14 protein-coding genes, 1 tRNA gene and 1 pseudogene are annotated in these 20,240 nt (G+C 27.1%); 4 read left to right on the top strand and 12 right to left on the bottom strand.

What is annotated here, in order from left to right:
• The first annotated feature begins 15 nt into the window (after positions 1-15).
• The gene (locus F0310_RS02890) at positions 16-1,065 is read left to right on the top strand and encodes a lipid II:glycine glycyltransferase FemX (RefSeq protein ID WP_182117451.1); all 1,050 of its coding nucleotides are present in this window, start codon (positions 16-18) and stop codon (positions 1,063-1,065) included.
• Here the strand turns inward: F0310_RS02890 and murD are convergent.
• From murD to F0310_RS02875, 3 genes are all read right to left on the bottom strand, one after another.
• On the bottom strand, positions 1,062-2,417 hold the full coding sequence (murD, locus tag F0310_RS02885; RefSeq protein ID WP_182117450.1) for a UDP-N-acetylmuramoyl-L-alanine--D-glutamate ligase: 1,356 nt from the start codon (positions 2,415-2,417) through the stop codon (positions 1,062-1,064). The two genes, F0310_RS02890 and murD, sit on opposite strands and share 4 nt — an antisense overlap.
• 24 nt (positions 2,418-2,441) lie before the next feature.
• Positions 2,442-3,785, bottom strand: coding sequence for an MATE family efflux transporter (locus F0310_RS02880; RefSeq protein ID WP_182117449.1), 1,344 nt, complete (start codon positions 3,783-3,785; stop codon positions 2,442-2,444).
• Positions 3,786-3,970: 185 nt separating this feature from the next.
• Positions 3,971-5,311, bottom strand: a complete 1,341-nt coding sequence (locus F0310_RS02875; protein WP_182117448.1) for an MATE family efflux transporter — start codon at positions 5,309-5,311, stop codon at positions 3,971-3,973.
• A 117-nt stretch (positions 5,312-5,428) separates the two neighbouring features.
• Between F0310_RS02875 and F0310_RS02870 the strand changes: the two genes are divergently transcribed.
• Positions 5,429-6,223: a M15 family metallopeptidase gene (locus tag F0310_RS02870; RefSeq protein WP_182117447.1), complete on the top strand. Its 795-nt coding sequence runs from the start codon at positions 5,429-5,431 to the stop codon at positions 6,221-6,223.
• A 3-nt stretch (positions 6,224-6,226) separates the two neighbouring features.
• On the opposite strand, the gene recG is transcribed toward F0310_RS02870, so the two are convergent.
• From recG to F0310_RS02825, 9 genes and pseudogenes are all read right to left on the bottom strand, one after another.
• Positions 6,227-8,287, bottom strand: coding sequence for an ATP-dependent DNA helicase RecG (recG, locus tag F0310_RS02865; RefSeq protein WP_182117446.1), 2,061 nt, complete (start codon positions 8,285-8,287; stop codon positions 6,227-6,229).
• 8 nt (positions 8,288-8,295) lie between these two features.
• Positions 8,296-8,874: a YggT family protein gene (locus F0310_RS02860; protein ID WP_182117445.1), complete on the bottom strand. Its 579-nt coding sequence runs from the start codon at positions 8,872-8,874 to the stop codon at positions 8,296-8,298.
• Positions 8,875-8,879: 5 nt separating this feature from the next.
• Positions 8,880-12,323, bottom strand: coding sequence for a DNA polymerase III subunit alpha (dnaE, locus tag F0310_RS02855; RefSeq protein WP_182117444.1), 3,444 nt, complete (start codon positions 12,321-12,323; stop codon positions 8,880-8,882).
• A 129-nt stretch (positions 12,324-12,452) separates the two neighbouring features.
• A complete protein-coding gene (locus F0310_RS02850) occupies positions 12,453-13,628 on the bottom strand; it encodes a methyl-accepting chemotaxis protein (RefSeq protein ID WP_182117443.1) in 1,176 nt (391 codons plus the stop codon).
• A gap of 196 nt (positions 13,629-13,824) precedes the next feature.
• Positions 13,825-14,412, bottom strand: coding sequence for a hypothetical protein (locus F0310_RS02845; RefSeq protein ID WP_182117442.1), 588 nt, complete (start codon positions 14,410-14,412; stop codon positions 13,825-13,827).
• Between the two features lie 149 nt (positions 14,413-14,561).
• A complete protein-coding gene (pyrG, locus tag F0310_RS02840) occupies positions 14,562-16,160 on the bottom strand; it encodes a glutamine hydrolyzing CTP synthase (RefSeq protein WP_182117441.1) in 1,599 nt (532 codons plus the stop codon).
• A gap of 862 nt (positions 16,161-17,022) precedes the next feature.
• Positions 17,023-17,238: a hypothetical protein gene (locus F0310_RS02835; RefSeq protein WP_182117440.1), complete on the bottom strand. Its 216-nt coding sequence runs from the start codon at positions 17,236-17,238 to the stop codon at positions 17,023-17,025.
• Positions 17,231-18,029 (bottom strand): annotated as a pseudogene (locus tag F0310_RS02830) (ATP-binding cassette domain-containing protein). Before F0310_RS02830 ends, F0310_RS02835 begins: the two are co-directional and overlap by 8 nt.
• Before the next feature lie 58 nt (positions 18,030-18,087).
• Positions 18,088-19,167 (bottom strand): glycosyltransferase family 2 protein, encoded by a 1,080-nt coding sequence (locus F0310_RS02825; protein ID WP_182117439.1) that lies wholly within the window; start codon positions 19,165-19,167, stop codon positions 18,088-18,090.
• Positions 19,168-19,372: 205 nt separating this feature from the next.
• Between F0310_RS02825 and pyrH the strand changes: the two genes are divergently transcribed.
• Together pyrH and F0310_RS02815 are read left to right on the top strand one after the other, a co-directional pair.
• Positions 19,373-20,062 (top strand): UMP kinase, encoded by a 690-nt coding sequence (gene pyrH, locus F0310_RS02820; protein ID WP_182117438.1) that lies wholly within the window; start codon positions 19,373-19,375, stop codon positions 20,060-20,062.
• A gap of 8 nt (positions 20,063-20,070) precedes the next feature.
• Positions 20,071-20,154 (top strand) — tRNA-Leu (locus F0310_RS02815).
• Positions 20,155-20,240 lie beyond the last annotated feature (86 nt).

The raw sequence follows: 20,240 nt of genomic DNA, 5'->3' as shown, positions 1-20,240 counted from the left end.
GACCTAGATCAACCAATGAATATCAAAAAAATTGAAATAGAAAATCTAAATGAAAACTATCTTCAAAGTAAATTATGGGCACTTGTAAAAAAAGCCTCAGAAGAAAAAAGCCCATGGAAAGCAATAGCTATAAACAGTGAAATTTTTAACAAAATTCTTGTGATGCAAAGAAAATTATTTGGAAATTTTTACTTAGCCTACATTGCTCATCCAGAGTTTTCAAACAAAAAAATTGAAGAAATTAATATAGATGAAATCAATTTTCAAATTAAACAATTTAGCAAATCTATAAAGTCATATTTGCATAAAAACACCATCTTTTTAAGATTTGACTTAATGTATTATACATCAAGAAACTTAAAAGAAGACTATATTCCAATAAAGATTAAACTAAAAGGACTTCAAAAATCATTTGACGACATACAGCCCTTAAATACAACGATAATAAATCTAAAAGATTCATTAGACAATATTCAAGCTAAAATGAAAAAGAAAACAAGATACAATATTAAACTTAGTAATAAAAAAAAACTCAAAATAATAATAGATGATGAATTTAAATATTTTGATGAATTTTACAGACTCCATGAAGAAACAGCTAAAAGAGACAAATTTGCCATTCATTCAAAAGATTATATAAAAAATTTGATACAAGAATTTAAAAAAGATGAAAATTCAAATATCAAATTAATAATAGCCCTATATAACGAAAAACTCATATCTGGCATAATTGTTGGCATCTATAAAGAAAAAGCCACATATCTTTATGGAGCATCAAGCAGAGAAAACAGACACTTAATGTCTAATTATGCAGTGCAATTTGCTACAATACAAGTACTTAAAAATCAATCAATAAAAGAATATGATCTCTTAGGTATTCCTCCCACTGCTAATGAAAAACATCATTTATTTGGTCTATTCCAATTTAAAACTGGGTTTGGAGGAAAGATTATTCACAGGATTGGATGCTATGATTTTATTTACAACAAATTTTTATATAAAATCTATAGAATTATTGAAATATTAAGATTTTTTTACTACAAAGTTATAAAAAAAAGACTTTAAATCATATTATTTACTAATTTCTTAAATTGAAAACCTCTATCAAACTCATTTTTAAAAAGTTCAAAAGATGCACTAGCCGGTGAAAATAAAACTATATCATTTTGAACAGAAATTTCCCTAGAATAATAAACACATTCCTCTAGTGAAGAAAAGATAAAATAATTAATATCATTTTCTTCTAAAAACTTAATGATTTTTAAATCAGCGCTTCCTCTCAATAAAATCCAAGTTTTAACCATACCTAAAATTTCACTAAAAATTAAAAAATCAAGTTCTTTGTCAGTTCCGCCAACAATAAGATTAATAAAAACTCCATTTTCCTTTAAACTTTTAACAGAAAGAACTGTAGAATCAGGAATTGTTGATGCCGTATCATTATAGTATTTAACACCATCAATTTCTCTTACAAGCTCTAACCTATGTTCAATTCCATCAAAGCAATCAACAACATTAGAAATAAATCTCAAATCCAATTTTAAGTAATATGAAATAAAAATAACAACTATCTTAGATATTAATAAAACAAGCTTTGTTTCTCTAAGAGTAGTTATCAACTCATCATTTAGATAAACTTTGTCATTAAAAAAATAAAAAATATCATTTTTAAAGCTTAAAGGAACTTTCTCTGAAAATAAAACAACTTTCAAATCTATCTTAAACTTATAAAAGTAACTATAATAAGCTCTATCTTGAGATATTAAGATCCCTGATTTCTGATTTATAAAAACTTTTGATTTATCTTTTATATAATCATCAAACCTTGAATAAAAATTTTGATGATCATGGTAAATATTTGTAATAATACTAACAATAGGATTTAAATTTTCAATATTATGCAGTTGCCAAGAAGAGAGCTCTAAAACTATAGGAGAAATAGAATCAAGATCGTCCAAAAAACTTAAAGGTGATATCCCAATATTACCCCCCAGTTTAACTTTTGGATATTTAGTGGCTAAAACTTGATGCAAAAGAGATGCCAGGGTTGATTTACCTTTAGTTCCTGTAATAGCAATTATTGGATTTTTGTTAAACATTAAAAATAAACTAATATCTGTCTCAACTCTTCTTGCGAGCTTTAAATATTTATTGTCAAAGCCCACGCCAGGATTCTTAATAACAATATCTGCATTCTTAAAATCATTTTCATCATGATAACCTAAAACAAATTTTATCCTATCTCTAAATTCTCCTAAAGACTTTATGCTTGGCTCTAATTCCAGCGCACTCTTCAAGTCAGTTATTACTAAATTAGCCCCATGTTTTAACAAAAATCTTGAAACAGCTAGACCTCCTCCATTAAGACCCAAACCCATAACTAAAAAATTTTTAAATTTTATTTCATCTAAACGCACAATAAGTTAATTATAACAAAATAATTAACCTGTTTTAACAGGTTTAATCCACTTAGCACTATAAAAATAAGGCAAAGAAATACCTAATTTAATTACATCTTCAAGAGTTGGAATGAAAACAATGATTTCAAATGGAAACTGAGTGTAATGTGCCAAGAAATATGCAATAGGTATTGTATAAATCAAAGTTACAGCAGCTTCCATAATAGCTCCAAAGTTTGGATCCGCTCCCGCACGGAAAAATCCAAATAAATATTGAAATGCAAGGGATGTAAATAAAGCTGAAATAGAATAGTACCTTAGCATAACCCCAGTAAGATTTGAATACTCTAGTTCATAAAAAATATATGGAGAAATAAATGACAAAACTAATAATATAAAAGAAGTAAGAATAGCAAGTACAATTCCTATTTTAGCTAAGTATACTGCAACAGACATTATTTCTTTTTTATGATTATGCATTTCATATCCCATTACAATATTAACAGAAAAGCAAAACGCATTAACTACATTAAATCCCATAAAATAAGTAGAAAAAGTTATGCTATAAGCTGCGTACTTAGCAGTATCAATTCTTGCAAAAATAGCAATTAAACCAAAATATCCCAAATACCAAATAAACTCATTTAAGAATATTGGAATAAAAAACCTAATTAATTGAAAAAATATAACGGGATTGATTTTTAAATTTTTACCTTCAAGATAAAATTTCGAATTCTTATTAAAAACAGTGTAAAAGACATAAAAAATAAGTTCAACACCACGAACTAATGTAGTAGCAATAGCAGCTCCCACTACTCCCATAGAAAACATAAAAATAAATAAATAGTTAAAAATCACATTCAAAATAACAGAAATAACAGAAGTAATAACCTGAATTTTGGTTATTTTAACAATTTTTAACGAATTTGCGATAATTCCCTTAACAACTGCAAATACAAAAGAATAAACAGCAATATCAAGATAATCTATTCCATAAGAGATAGCCATTAAATCATCAGAAAGTAAACCAAAGAAAAAGTATGGATAAAATAATGAAATAAAAATAAATACAAAGGAAAAAAATAGAAGAATTAATATACTAATAAAAAAGGTATTTTTAAAATCATCGATATTACCCTTAGTATATTGTCTTGTAGCCATTATATTATAGGCTCCCATTACAGCAAAGGCAATAGTAATAAAGAGTTCGAAAAATTTATTAGCAAGAGATACCCCAGCAACAGGATAGTCTCCAAGATAAGATACCATAATATTATCTGTAAATGAAACAACATTAAATAAAAAGAATTCAATAACCGTTGGAACTGCAATACTTAAAAGGTCTCTATAAACACTACTCTTCTTAGATTCGCTTAGCGAATACATAACCCCTCCTCAGTACAAAAACAGTAAGTTTGAGATTTTCAAAAAAATAAAAGTACTAAATTAAAACAAAACCACTATAAAAAGATAGAAGGAATTCGTTTATTAAATAAAATTAAAATGAATTTAAAATTCATAAAAAATCCTAATAATAATTAATTATAATATATCTTAATAGGTTAAGTCAGCTATTCATATTGAATCTCCCTTATCCAATTATCTTTAAAAAATTCTATTAAAATAAATACGCTTTTAATAATCTCTTCAAGATTAACAATAAAAACTATTAATGGAAATCTAAATTCTGTAAAAAAAACCAAAAAATAAGCAACTGGTAATGTATAAAAAACTATTACTCCTACTTCAATACAAAAACAAATATTTGGAATCCCGCTAGTTCTAAAAATGCCAACAAGTACTTGAGATGTAAATCCTTTAAAAACAACAATGCTAGCAAAAATAGAAATAAAAACACCAACAAGTTCAGGAGTATCTAGATTGCCAAAAATAACAGGAACAACTCTAGATATTAAAAGAAGAATCAAGGCTACAAAAAATCCTAAAATAACTCCAATAATAGATAAAAATATTCCAAGTGCCTTAACATGATCTCTATCTTTTACCATAAAATGCCCAACAATAACACCAGTCGCAACTCCCATCCCATGCATTAAAACAAAACACAAATCCAAAATATTAGATGCAACCGCAAAAGATGCATATTCACTGCTTCCAAGTCGAGCATAAAAAGCATGTAAAATAGTTATGCTTAAAACCCAACCAATCTCATGTAGTAGTACAGGAATAAGTATTTTTAAATTAGCTACTTTTACACTCTTTGTAACAAAAAAATCTTCTAACCTAAGATGATAATAAGACTTTATATTAAAAATATTGTAAAGCAAATAAAAAATAAACTCAATAACCCTAGAGATTAAAGTAGCATACGCTGCTCCGCTTATTCCCATACCAAATACAAAAATAAATATGTAATTAAAAACAATATTAACTAGTACAACAACTATAGTTACAATCAAAGGTATTTTTATATCCTTAGAACTTTTAAAGCCCATAGCAGACAAGAAAGAATAAGACATAAAAATATAGGAAACAGAGATAACTTTTAAATAATCTATTCCAAAATTTAAAGAACCTTTCTCTTTTATAAAAAGACTAACAATTTCTTTTGAGAAAATAAAGGATATGTAAAAAAAAGCAATTCCAATAGTTGTGCCAATTTTCAAAGCATAAGCAAATGCTTGTTTTACATGCTCAAACTTTTTCTTAGAAAATGCCTGAGAAACATAAGCACTAAGAGCAGTACCAAGCCCAAATACAATAATAAAGAAAAGAAAATTTATCCTATTTGCAAGAGAAACCCCTGTAACTTGAGGAGATCCTAAATAAGAAATCATATAATTATCAAAAAAAGTTACCAACTGGAACAAAAAAGACTCAAAAGCTGTAGGAATAGCTAATGTGAACAGTTCTTTTAGTATAGAATTATAATTACCAAACTTCTTTAGCATATCCTGTCCATTTTACCACTTTTATAAATAAAAAATAATTTAAATTACAAATTAAAACTCATAAAATGTTTATCTTAACAAAACAATCAAAATAAAGTATATTATAGTTATATTTTTATGAAATTATTATACATTTTTTTATTAATGTGCTTAGTTCATATCTTAATTTTACAAGCAATCAACATATCAAAACAAGACTTAGAAAGTATGCTTAATATTGTAAAAGAAATAGATCCATCTCTTCAAAAACAAATTATAAAAACCCCAATTACATTTTTAAAAGAGATAAAACCACTCCTTGAAGCAGAAAAGAATAATCTTTTATTGCAAGTAAATAAAAAATTTCCAATCCCCGAAGGATATAAACCAACTGATTTAGTCTATTTAAAAGACTTTAAAGAATTAAAAGATATTGGCAAAAAAAGCTTAAAGTTAAGGAAAATATTAATAGAAGATTTAATTAACCTCATTAAAGAAGCAAGTAAAAATGGGTTTGCTATTAAAATAGTATCAGCATATAGAACAAAAGAATATCAAAAATTTTTATTTGAACACAATGTGAAAACCTACGGATTAAAGCTAGCAGAAAAACAATCAGCAATGCCTAATCATTCGCAACATCAATTAGGAACAGCTATAGATTTCGTCGAAATAAATGATAACTTACTTGACACAAAAGTTGGAAAATGGATTTATGAAAACTCATCAAAATACGGATTTTCTTTATCATATCCAAAGAATTATGAAAAAGAAACTGGATACAAATCAGAGCCTTGGCACTATATGTACATAGGAAAGCAAGCATGTATTATTCAAAAAAAGTATTTTAATAATTTTCAATATAAATTTCTTAAATTTTGGAATGAACACAAAATAGAAATTTCAGATTTAATTCAAAAATATACAAATTAAAAATTATTCTTTATTGACTGTTTTTAAATATGAAAACAAAAGCTTATCTAATAATTCAACATCCGCTTTATTATAAAAAGATTTATTTAAAAAAAACAAATTAAGCTCCTCTCTCATCAAACTTATGATATCTTTATGCTCAGCAAAATCAGCAATTTTAAGTTTTAAATAACCAGTTTGTTCTAGTCCAAATAAATTACCAGGTCCTCTTAATTTAAGGTCTTCTTCTGCTATTTTAAATCCATCTATATTCTCTTTTATAGTTTTGAGCCTAAACTTCCCTGCTTTTGTTAGAGGTTCTTTATAAAGCAAAAATAAAAAAGATTTCAAACTACCCCTGCCAACACGACCTCTAATTTGATGTAAAGTAGAAAGTCCAAACCGCTCAGCATGCTCTATTACCATGCAAGTTGCATTTGGACAATCAATACCAACTTCAATCACACTTGTTGCAACCAAAATATCTATTTTTTTTGAATAAAAATTATTCATAATTTCTTCTTTAGCATGCAATTCAAGCTTGGAATGAATCATTTCAACAGAATATTCAATAAAAATATTCTTAAGCTTTAAACACATACTAGTAGCATCCTTTAAATCAAATTTTTCCGAAGCTGTTATTAAGGGATATACAAAATAAACTTGATGTCCCTTTTCAAGTTCATTTTTTAAAAAATCATATACCTTTTCTTCATTACCATGTTTGGCTAAATAAGTAGTAACAGGAATCCTGCCTGTAGGTCCTCTCTTAATTAAAGAAACTTCAAGTTCGCCATATAGAGTTAAAGCTAAGCTTCTAGGTATAGGAGTTGCTGACATTAAAAGAACATCTACTTCTTTACCTTTATTCTTAAGTTCCTCTCTCTGTTCAACACCAAACTTATGTTGCTCATCAATAATAACATAAGCTAATTTTTTAAATGCTGTGTCCTGAGAAAAAATAGTATGAGTCCCAACCACTAAGCCAGCACTACCATTTCTAATTTTTTCCAAAATGTCTTTCTTTTCTCTCTTCTTTAATCCACCCGTTAAAAGAACTATGGAAACATTAAATTTACTTAATATGCTTGCTAAATTATTATAATGCTGTCTTGCTAAAAGATCAGTAGGAACCATAAATGCAACTTGATATCCAGCCTCGATTAAAGGAATACTTGAAAGAAAAGCAACAAGAGTTTTGCCACTTCCAACATCACCCTGAAGTAATCTATTCATTGGTCTATTACTCCTAAGATCATTAATTATCTCATCAATTGAAATTCTTTGATCTCTTGTAAGTTTAAATGGAAGACCCGAAACAATTTGGTCAAGCAAATTTCTCGACAACTTCTTTTTCTCTCTCTCAAAAATTGAATAACTGTTTCCTCTTGAAAAAAATTGAAGCAAAAAAATTTCCCTATAAATTAAAGTTTTCTTTGCTATATCAAGCATTTCTAAAGAACTTGGGAAATGAATCTCATTTAAAGCCTCATGAAGCGGCAACAATGAATATTTACTTATTAAAAACTCAGGAATATCTGAATGCCCAAACTTCATGAAATAAATAAGAGCTTCCTTTACATAAGAAGATATCTTTTTAGAAGTAAGTCCTTCACTAAGAGAATAAATTGGCATAATCTTCTTAAACCTTTCAGGATTATAACTAAAAGATTCACTATCGAAATTAGAACAACTCCACATTTGAGTATAATCACTGTAATTAAACCTGGAATAAATATAAAATTTTTGTCCTACTTTAAAAAAACTTTCTAAAAATCCTCTATTAAACAAAAGAATCTCAAATATTTCATCATTTTCACTTTGAGCTATAAGTTTTAAATTTTTTTTAAAATTTCCTCCAAGATTTCTATGCTCTAAAACAGTAAAAATTGTCATAATTTCACAATTTCTAACTTCCAAGGGATCGGGAAAAGTTCGTATATTTTGACGATCTTCATATTTTTTAGGAAAATATTCTATGAGTTCTTTCACATTTGTAATTTGAAGAGAGGACAACTTATCAATCCCTTTCTTACCAAGACCACTTATACCATTTAAATCATATTGAAATTCATGTAAAAACATTAAAATTCCTAAAAAGGTACGTAAGTTGCTAGGATACTAATAGCAAGTATAGCTTGTTCAAAAATAATTATAAATGCTATAAGCAATGCACATGCCAACATAAGATTTAGAGAATAAGACATGTATTTATCTGTTACTATATTATTTATCTTAACAGATAAGGGAATTAATAATGAATCAACACTTCTCATGAAATCAGTATCATCAAACATATGTAAAAACAAAAAGATTAATCTTAAAAAAAAGAAAAAAATAAGAGCAAAAAAAATACTTCTAACTATTCCCCATATTTCAATAATAAACAATACAATAAATGTCGAGAGCTTATAATCACCATAAGATAACATTCTCTCAATTATTGTAAGAGTAGTAAGAGCTGCAATTGGTGAAAAATCATGCATGCCAAGCCTAAAAAACCTAACTCTTCTAAAAATGGATAAAAATGGCTCTGTTACATTGTATATAAACCTAAAAAATGTATTAGTATTAATTCCTGAGGATACAAGCCAACTAAGAATAATTCTAATTAAAATTAAAATTCTATAAATGCTCAAAAAGATAATTAAAGTTTCTACTATCAAAATCAATCCTCCTAATCAAACCAAACATCCTCTACTATCTCATGACGTTTCAACTCATTAATCTTAAATTCATCCGGTTTAAAATTTAATATTGAACCCATTTTTAGCTTTAAATCTTTATTATTATTGCATAAATAAAGATAAACCTGTGAAAATCCAGTATTATCTTCAAGCTTAAAGATATTATTCTTTAGAGAATAAAGAAGATTAGAATTATTTAATCTTTCATTAAAAAATTTAATATGAAGATTATTAATCTTATTAAAAGAAAGTTCTTCAATACTTAAAACTTTTTCAACAACTATTGAAAATTTATCTCTACCAAAAGTAAGTTTTCCTATAACTCCAATTACATTATCTTCAATAAGCAAATGTTTATATTTCTCATAATTATCAGCAAAAATCACAATTTCCATTACGCCTTTAAAATCTTCAATAACCCCAAAAGCCATTCTAGAATTGCTCCTCTTGTTATTTATAATTTTTATTGAATTTAAAACACCGGCAAATTGCACGATATTATTTTTCTTAATGGCAAGTTCTTCTAAAATATTTAAAGTGGAAAAGTTTTCTATTGCTACTCTATATGGATCAAGAGGATGTCCAGATACATAAAACCCTAAAAGTTCCTTTTCAAATTTTAAAAGCTCAGAATAAGAATATTCTTCAAAAAAATCATAATTAAAGCTTTCCTTTACAGCATTACAAACTCCAATATTTCCAAATAAACTATTCTGACCAAGTTTCTTATCTTTTTTATCTTTAGATACAATTTCTATTAATCTATCAAGATTTTCAATAAGTGTTCTCCTGTTTTGATCAAGACTATCAAAAAGACCAGATTTTATTCCAGATTCAAGAAATTTTCTATTTATCACTCTATCATCTATTCTTCTAATAAAATCTTCAAAAGATTTATATTTTCCATTCTGTTCTCTTTCAGAAATAATAAGGTCTACTATACCACCTCCAATATTCTTAATACCATTAAGCCCATAAGAGATACTTGATTCCATTACACGAAATTCTCTAAAAGACTGATTTATATCTGGTTTTAAAACATTTATACCCATAGATTTTGCTTCCTCAATATAATAAGAAAGCTTTTCACCATTATTAATCTCATTTGTTAAGTTGGCAGCCATAAAATTTTCAGGATAGTTAGCTTTAAGATATGCTGTCTGATAAGCTATTAAAGAATAGGCAGCTGCATGAGACTTATTGAAACCATAACCCGCAAAAGGTTTTAAAAGTTCAAATATATCACTTGCAAGGTTTTCGTCATAACCTTTAAGAAGTGCACCTCTTAAAAAATCTACCTTCATTTTATTCATTTCATCTTCTTTCTTCTTTCCCATAGCACGTCTTAAGATATCAGCTTTTCCAAGGGAAAAACCTCCAATAATTCTTGCAACCTCCATTACCTGTTCTTGATAAACAATAACTCCATAAGTTGGTCTTAAAACTTCTTTCAAGTCAGGATGAGGATACTTAATTTTTTTAGTTCCCACCTTAGCAGCAATAAATTGAGGTATAAATTGCATAGGACCTGGACGATAAAGAGCATTTAAAGCTATTAAATCTTCAATACTATCTGGTTTAGCTTCCTTTAAAATCTGTTGCATACCTTCCGATTCAAATTGAAAAACAGATGCACTGCGTCCTTCAGAAAGCATCTTAAAAGTTTTACCATCATTATCAGAAATAGCATCTATTCTGAAATCAGGATTAACGATTTTAATTAAATTTTCTGCATTTTTTATCAAAGTTAATGTTTTAAGACCAAGAAAATCCATCTTAACAAGCCCACAATCTTCTAACAAATCCATTGTATACTGGGTAGAAATAGTATTTTGTTTATAGTCTTTGTAAAGTGGTACATAATCTGTCAAGGGTGTTCTAGAAATAACAATACCTGCTGCGTGAGTTGAAACATGTCTATTCATTCCCTCAAGCACAAGAGCTGCATCTACCATCTCCTTATATACAGGACTTTTATTAAAATATCCTTTTAAAGTCTCATCTGCTAAGACTTCTTTTAAAGAAACTTTTGGACCATCAGGTATAAGTTTGGTAAGTTCATTAGACTCAGTAAAAGGAATATCAAGTACTCTTCCGACATCCTTAAACACAGCCTTAGGCTTTAAAGTCCCAAATGTAATTATCTGAGCAACTTTATCCTCACCATATTTTCCTGTAACATACTTTATAACCTCGTCTCTACGCTCAAAACAAAAATCAATGTCAAAATCAGGCATAGACACACGTTCAGGATTTAAAAATCTCTCAAAAAGAAGATTATATTTCAAAGGATCAATATCTGTAATTCTTAAAGCATATGCAACAATTGAACCTGCTCCAGAACCACGACCAGGCCCAACTGGAATATCATTATCATGAGCAAATTTAATAAAATCCCAAACAATTAAAAAATAAGCCTCAAATCCCATCTTAATTATTGTCGATAGTTCATACAAAGCACGTTCTTTAATGCGCTTAGTTATATTTCCATATCTAAAATCTAAGCCCTCAAGCGTTAAGTGCTGTAAATATTGACCAAGTGTATTAAACTCGCTAGGTATCTTATATTCAGGGAAAATAGGACCTGGAAATGTTATCTTAAAATCATTACACTTCTCAGCAATCTTTACAGTATTTTCTAAAGCTTCTGGCAAATCTTTAAAAAGTTCACACATCTCTTCTTGAGACTTAAGATAAAACTCATTGGTCTCCATCTTAAGTCTATTAGGATCGCTTCTCTTAGTATTTGTTCCGATACAAACAATAATATCTTGAGCTGTTGCCTCTTCTTTATTCACATAATGAGAATCATTAGACACAGTTAATGCAACATTAAGTTCTCTAGAAAAATCAATTAATTTCTCATTAACAATATCTTGTTTCCTAATCCCGTGTCGCTGTAGTTCAAGATAAAAATTATCCCCAAAAATACTTTTAAACCAAAGAATTTCATTCTTTGCATCATCAAACCTATTAGCAATAATTAATTGAGGAATAATCCCACCAATACATGCAGACGTACAAATAAGGCCTTCAGAATATTTTTCAATATCATTTTTATCTATTCTAGGACGATAATAAAATCCCTCAAGATAAGAAATACTTGTAAGTTTTAATAAATTCTTATACCCTATTTCATTCTTAGCAAGAAGAATTAAATGATAAGAAGGCTTTCCTAAATAATCATTCTTCTTTATGTGCTTTGATGTACTTGACATATAAGCTTCAATACCAATTATGGGCTTTATTCCAGCTCTCTTTGCTTCTTTATAAAATCTAATAGCACCAAAAAGATTACCATGGTCTGTCAATGCAACATGAGACATATTATGTTCCTTTGCCTTTGCAACAATATCTGTAATTTTAGCAGCGCCATCTAGCAAAGAATAATCTGAATGAACATGCAAATGAATAAATTTAACTTTTAAGTTCATGACTAACTTATTTTATCAAAATAAAATCTGATTTTTAATAGATATATACCTTAACTTAACCAAATGTGAACAATGATTACTAACCAAATTACTCAAAATATTAGTATAAAAGTATAAAGAAAATTAAGTTTATACAAAAATACTAATACCTTGACTATCTAATTCAACTACTTTATTCTTAACATACTCAAGTTTTTTAATCATTTCTTCTGATATATCCTCAGCTTGAGCTAAAAAATCACTTGCTCTTTTTACATCAGTATCATCAAAATCATCCTTTGTAAATATTTTCAATATATCAATACCAATTTTATGTATACTCAAGCAATAAGAATAGATTTCTTCCCAAATCAACTTGATACTAGCATGTTTTGGTACAAGACCTTTATAAAATAAACCAAATCCATGTTTCATGTAATCTGTTTGAATAGCCATACACTTTTGATTTTCTACAACTAATCTTAAAATATTAATCCAAGATATTTCTTCTGAAATGATAAATTCTAATTCCTTTAAAAACTCATCATTAGAATACATAAAAGTATCAGAGCAAGATAAAGAATCACAACTTCTTGTCAAATAACAAAAGCTAGCTTCAACGCTTTCAAGATTATTAATTAACATTGAAAATTCTTCTTTCTGTCCAATAAAATGCTTAAATAAAGCTCCAAGAGAATCAAGTTCTTCAAGAAAACTTGAGAAAAACTTATCAATATCTAATTGCAAATCTTTAATATTATTAGAAATTAAATCTTTAGAAACTTCTTCGATTTCTTTAACAGAAATCATATTCATAACACTCTTCGCCTGATCTGAGAGCCGCTTAATCTCATCAGCAACAACAGAAAAGCCTTTCCCATATTCTTTTGCTCTAGCTGCTTCAAGTTTAGCGTTAAGAGAAATCATATTAGTTGCACCCAAAAAACTATTTACTGTTTCCAAGCTTCCTTGAACACCCACAATAACATCAGTAATCTTTTTCAATTTTTCTTCATTGTTATTTATAATAGTATCAAAAATGAAACTTATCTGCCTACGAGCTTCACTAGTCATCTTAACAAGAAGATCAATTATTTTATTAAAATTATCAAAATTACAAAAAAGATTTTTATATAAAAATTCAATTCCAATCACCATATTGCTAATAGAAGACTTCGCATGATAAAATCCTTTTATCAACTCTTTAACTGGAGCCTTATACTCATACACATGTAAATCTTTCTTTTTATCTTGAATATTTTCCAAAGACTTAGATTCTTTAACCATACTATTATTTCTTTTATTAAAAAGTGAAAATTTTTGCATAAAAGGAATTTTACCACAAAAAAACCTTTTTTCTAGAAGTACTAAGACAACTTACTTAAATGATTTTTTTAAAATACAGAAAACTAAAACCATATCACCTATAAAATACTATATCTAGCCTATGAAAGTTAACTTTATTTAAAATAAATAAATCATATTCTCCAATAAAACTTAATTCTATTTAAGATTAAATATCTTAATTATTCTTAACTAAAGAATATTTACCCTTTATTTTATTAAACTCAAATAAAATATCTTTATAAGCAAAAAACTTCATAAAAACACTAATAAAATCTTCTAGCTTAGCTTTCACTTCTGGTAAATAAAAATCATTATCAAATTTAAAAATATCACTTGATTCTAGTATAATTAGTTCTTCATCTTGCTTTAAGATAACTTTCTTTGGCTGCCAAAAAAGAACATTAACTTTATTACCTTGAATAAAAAATCTCTCAAGTTCATAATTAAGATCACTCTGGTCCGTTTTTGCTTCAATAACACCAATAATAACACATCTTTCATAATCTAACCTCTTAATAAGAACTGCATCTGTCTGTGCTATTTTTCCTGCAATATCAAGAGAAAATTGCTCTTCAATCTCATACTTCTTATTAAAAGGAAGATTTGCTATTTTTCTAAAAAGATTAAGAAGTATATACTTTGTACTCATATCTTTATTACTTGGTCTCAGACAGGGTATTTTCATTCTATATTTAAGCTCATCAAAAAAGTATTTAACCAATCTTTTCATTGCAATTGCCTTCTTAATATCTTCTTCTTTCATATTGGCCCCCTAATAAACATTCCATAATAATAGTTCTATAGATTATAGTATAATACCTATTAATATATTAAAGAAATAAATAATAATTAACCTTGATTCCTAAAATATAAGAATATTAAAATAAATTTTAATCACATTCATCAAAGACATCAAAGACAAGCTTTGATTAACCCTAAAAAGAGTTTTGACGGTTTCTCTAGCCTTGTAATGAGCTCAGGATGAAACTGACAGGCCACAAAAAATTTATTTTTTGGAATTTCTATTATTTTTACTATTTTAAAATCCTCAGAAAATCCAGAAATAACAAGACCATTTTCCCTAAACAAATTAATATAATTATTATTAACTTCATATCTATGTCTAAATCTTTCAATAATTTTATCTTTTCCATAAAGCTTAAAAGCTAAAGTATTCTTTTCTAAAAACACAGTATAACCTCCAAGTCGCATTGTAGCACCCTTGTCTTTTAATTCTTTCTGTTCTGGCAACAAATGAATTACAGGATTATTTATAAAATTACTCTCAATATTCTCTTCAGTATCAGCATCAAGTATTCCACAAACATTACGAGCAAATTCAATCACCGCAAGTTGCATCCCAAGACAAATACCAAGAAAAGGAATATTATGCTCTCTTGCATATTTAATTGCAAAAATTTTACCCTCGTATCCTCTACCACCAAACCCACCAGGAATCACAAGACCATCTATACTTCTTAAAACTTCTTCATCAAAATTGGTGCTGTCAATTATAGTTGTCTTAATTAAAATATCTAAATTAGCAGATACATGAGTTAAAGACTCAAATATCGATGCATAAGAATCACCAAGTTCGGCATATTTACCACAAATAGCAATATTTATTACTCTCTTAGGAGATATAAGATTTTTTTTTATTACACTTACTAATCTATCAAGCTCTCCTATCTTAGGCCTAATATTAACTTTCAATTTAAAACCCAAGATTTCATGTAATCCCTGTTTATAAAAAGATATAGGGATTTCATAAATAGTTGCAACATCTATATTATCAATAATAGAAGTAGCGTCAACATTACAAAACATCGCTATTTTTTGCCTTATTTGTTTTGTCAAGAGCTTAGAACTTCTTGCAATAATTAAATCTGGAAAAATTCCGGCTTTATTTAGAGTCTTTACGCTCTGTTGAGTAGGTTTAGATTTTTGCTCATTTATTCCTACAGGACTTGGAACATAAGTTAAATGAATAAAAGCAATATTATTACTTCCAAGTTCATATCTTATTTGTCTCATAGCTTCAATAAACAAAATATTTTCCATATCTCCTACAGTACCTCCTATTTCAATCACTAAAAGCTCACTAGACTCTTCTTTAGCTATTTTAAAAATTATATCCTTTATCTCATCAGTAACATGAGGAATAAGCTGTACTGTTCGTCCCAAATATTTTCCATGTCTCTCATTGTCAATAATATTTTTATATATTTTACCCATCGTAATGTTCCAACTAGACTTAGCATTTAAATTCAAAAATCTCTCATAATGACCAAAATCCATGTCAACTTCTCCGCCATCATCAAGAACAAAAACTTCTCCATGTTCAACAGGATTAATAGTGCCAGGATCTGCATTTAAATACCCATCACATTTAATCGGAGTTATCTTTAAATTATCCTTAAATAACCTTGCAATACTTGCCGATGTAACCCCTTTCCCTATTCCGGAGATTACACCTCCTGTTACTACCAGAATCTTTAGCTTATTTTTCATTAACACCCCCTAAACAAAATACAATAATAAACACTAAATTTTATAAAATACTTCAATAGCCTATATTTTTGTATGATATATACAATGGCTAAAGATCATATATCTTCGACAATTAAATTCTTTATTTTAATAGAATCAAGAAATATGACCTTCAAACTTAAGTGTAGCAAAAAATTTATCTTAAATATTATTAAATAAAAGAGCTATGTATTAAATTAATATAACTACCATATCTAATGCTTCTTAAGCATTAATATAATAAATAAAGCTAAAGATACTATTAATAAAGAGAATAGCAAAGAAAAAAATAATCCCAACAAAAATAATAAATTAGTTGTACTGTTTAAATTTCCTAAATTTTTAAGAATAAAATATGGAAAAATACAAAAAAAATGAAAAATACATAGAACTAGAATTAAATAAAAGCAAATAATAGCCTTTATCTTTAAAACTAAAATTATATATAAATTTAAATAAATCATTATTTATAAATAACGTAACAAAACTAAAAAAATTCTAACAAGATATAAAACAGAATACTTAAAATAATAGCTTTTAAAAAAGGGTAACTTTTAAGTAAAATCCTAGATATTAAAATATAGAAAAGGCAATTAAATAACTGATATAGGTTATTTTAAAATCTTTAAAAGACATTAAATAATTTGTTATTTTAAAAAACACTATCTAATAATACAGTAAAATTTATACTCAGATAATAACAAAGAATTAAAAACAAAGGTAAACTAAATAAAAATTTAAAAAAACAAAAAATATCTCTCTAATGTATTTAATGTAGACACAGGAAAAGATAAATAAAACACGATTGCGAATGAATCATGAATTGAATTATAATGTTCAAACATCATATATATATTGACGTAATGTATGACAATACAAAAAATAAAAATATTATTCCATCAATAATATGACTATCAATTAAACTAAAGTCATAATAAAAACTTAAAAAAAGTATTAAAGTAATAGTACCAAAGATTGCAATAAAATAATAAAAATATAATCTTTTATTATAAAGAAAATCCATATTTAAAAATTTAGAAAATCTTTTCAAGTTAAACATCTGTTAAACCCCTTGTTTTACAACTAGTAACATATAAAAAGAAAAACTCAAGGTCCATATTATTACCGCTAGTATCAATTTCTAAATAAAGTGCCTTAAAACCATCTCTTAATTTTTCATAATAAAGCTCTTCTCCACCAAGCTTATCTACTCGATTTTAACTTTATAGTTTTTATTAAAATAAGATATTGAATCTGAAAAAAGAATATTTTTATTATCAATAATAGTTAAATGATCTACGATACTACTAAATCCCTAACATTATGACCTGTAATAAAACCATTCTGTTTTTTAAGCTACTTATGACATTTCTAAAAACATTCTTTGAAGCAATGTCAAGACTATTTGTAGGTTCATCAAATATCAAAACAGGAGTATTTATAGCAATAATACCCTCTTTTCACCACATGAAGAAGATTCAAGTCTAAGATTAGCATCTAGCTTAAATTTAAATAAATACTCCTTTAAATTTTCTCCTTGAAAATTCAGATAAAATCTAGACAAAGATTTACAATAATCATCTAAAGAAAGGTTGAGTAACTTAAATTCTTATGGAATAAAAAATAACTTCTCTAAATTTAAAGGATTTCTTGGAAAAACACTTAAAGAATTAAATAAAATTTTCCAGATGATGAATTTAAAAGGAAACTAATAAGCTTTAACAAAGTAGACTTATCTACTTCATTTTTGCAAAGAATCAAGTAAGTTTGTGGAATTGAAAAAACTAAATTTAAATCTGAATAAATTTCATGCTTCCCATAAGAAAAAATATCTAAACATTTTATGCTCACCCAACTCTCCCTAGTATTAGTGGTTATCAAACATAGCGAATATTACTTATAAAAAGTATTAATTCTTTAAAAAAATTCTATAAATAAATATAGAAAAATTAACATAGAATGCTGAGCTAACATTCCACACCTTTAGCATAACCCTTGGCAAGATTTGAATCTGGTTAAATTTAGAAGACTCCTGCAAACTTACATAGTGCTCTCTAAACTCTTCAAAGCTTTTAATTTCATTGAGAACAGAAATAAGCTTTGCTTTATAAGCCCTATAAATAAGTTGATCTTTAATGCTCCAAACTACAATGTAAATCTGCTTAAAAGATATAAAATAATAAAGTTGTAAATAAAATTTTTTATAAAGTTCAAAATACTTATCAAGAATTTTCTCATCCCTTAATAAATTTTTTATCAGTTCAAGAGTAGATCTCACTCTACCTATTACACTAATTGAAGAGCTTGAACTTCCTATCCTTTGGAAATTAGTATAAAAATAATTATTAACAAAAGAAACTTTACCTGATTTTAAAAAAACATGAACCAAAAAAACTAAGTCTTCTAATATTACATTATGTAAGCTAATATTATGATTTAAAATTAAATCTCTTCTGATAAGCTTATCCCACAGCGTACCCACAACAAAATTTCTCTTAGAAAAACTAGCAAAAACAGTCGATAATAAATTCTCAAAAGCTTCTTTTCCAGTTATAGTATAATTGGGAAAAGGAAGTAAAGACTTTCTTTTTATATTCCTTGCAAGAAAATAAATATAAAACTGAGAACAAACAACATCTGAATTATCTGCCTTAGCCCTGTTATACAGTACTTCAAGCATAGTACTTTCAACCGTATCATCGCTATCCCAATAAATTATATACTCTCCTTGAGCCTTCTCAAATCCAATATTTCTAGAAGCAGCTATTCCCATGTTTTTCTGTTTAACAATTCTTATAAAGTCATACTTATCTGCATACTTTTGAGCTATTTGCAAACTATTATCGTAAGAACCATCATCAACCAATATAATTTCTTTATCTCTTAATGTTTGATTAACGGCATCCTTGATTATCAATTCAAGAGTCTTATCTGAATTAAAAAAGCAAATAATCACAGAGACTTTATACTTATGCATAACATCCTCCAAAATAAATATTACTCTATAAAAGTCTACACAGAACAATTTACCATTATTAAAAACTTTTTATATCATAACATCCAAGCAAATATTGTACAGTATAGTTACTGAATTTACATTATTTTAAACCTATTTTCAAATAAACTTCATTTATAATATATAATACAAGTTAAAATTGAAAGATATAATCCTTATTAAAGAAAAAGGAGTTTCTGTGCTTAAAATAATTAGCCTTGGAGGCGGTTTAATTAATCCTGATAAAATCAACATAGAATACATTAAAAATTTAAGAAATCTTATTTTTAAATGGATAAAAAAAGACAATAGAAGAAAAATAATATTAATCACAGGTGGAGGAAAAACAGCAAGAGAATATCAAATTTCTTACAAACAAATCAATCCTGCATTTGAAGATGATGACCTTGATGAAATTGGAATTGAAGCTACCAAATTAAATGCTCAACTTATTAGCAAATCAATGAAGCCACTCTGTATTGATAAGGTTGTCAGTGACCCCTCTAAAGACTTTTCTTTTAAAGGAAACATACTAGTTGCTTCAGGATGGAAGCCAGGATTTTCAACAGATTACATTACAGTAAAATTTGCTGAAAAGTTTAAATCAAATGAAATAATTAATTTAACCAATGTAAATCAAATTTATGACAAAGATCCTAAAAAGTTTAATGACGCAAAAGGTTTGAGCAATATTACTTGGAATAAGCTACAAGATATTGTTGGAAAAAACTGGGTACCTGGGTCAAACTTACCGTTTGACCCAATAGCAACCAAATTAGCTTTAAAACTTAGCCTTAAAGCATATATTATAAATGGAATTGATATTAAAAATTTAGAAAAAGTTTTTAATAAAAATGATGATTTTTTAGGAACTATTATAGTAAAATAAAACTTATCATCGGTATGGCGGAATTGGTAGACGCGTCAGACTCAAAATCTGATGAGGGCAACTTCGTGTCGGTTCGACTCCGACTACCGGTATTTACGATAATACAAATATAAAATAAAAATCTTATTAATTATCCAACAAAAATTTGTTGTTACTTTTAAATAGCAACCAATTTAAA

This window comes from Borrelia sp. A-FGy1, assembly GCF_014084025.1.
Taxonomy (GTDB): domain Bacteria; phylum Spirochaetota; class Spirochaetia; order Borreliales; family Borreliaceae; genus Borrelia.
The sequence above is the reverse complement of the archived record's forward strand: the minus strand, read 5'-3'. Positions and strand labels throughout refer to the sequence as shown.